The organism is Streptococcus suis, assembly GCF_002964045.1.
In the GTDB taxonomy this organism is placed as follows: Bacteria; Bacillota; Bacilli; order Lactobacillales; family Streptococcaceae; genus Streptococcus; species Streptococcus suis_U.
The window spans coordinates 1-290 of record NZ_POPB01000117.1 but is presented as its reverse complement, the minus strand read 5'-3'; the positions used below and the strand labels follow the sequence as shown (position 1 = coordinate 290).

The 290-nt window shown below is 36.9% G+C and carries 1 protein-coding gene; it reads right to left on the bottom strand.

All coding sequences use genetic code 11. The features are described from left to right. Positions 1 to 290: FtsK/SpoIIIE domain-containing protein (locus C1E99_RS00510; RefSeq protein WP_153060122.1), on the bottom strand; the 290-nt coding region annotated here is incomplete at both ends.

Sequence of the window (290 nt, the reverse complement as noted above, 5' to 3'; positions counted from 1 at the left end):
CATCATTTCTTCATAGAATGTTTCAATGCAAGAAAGCAAGTCTTCTTTTCTATAGTAGACATTTGCCATCACAGAACCTAAGTCCGCAAGATCAGCATTTTTCGGGTCAAGAATATACAGTTTTGAATCTGTATGAAGCAAGGCTTCAATCAGTGTCAGTATAAAGTAAGTTTTACCGCCACCTGTACCACCAGCAATCAACATATGAGGGAGCTTATCATATTCCCACCATACGTTTTTCATTAAGCGAAGTTTACCATCTTTAGCTTCTACTTCATCAATAGAAATAC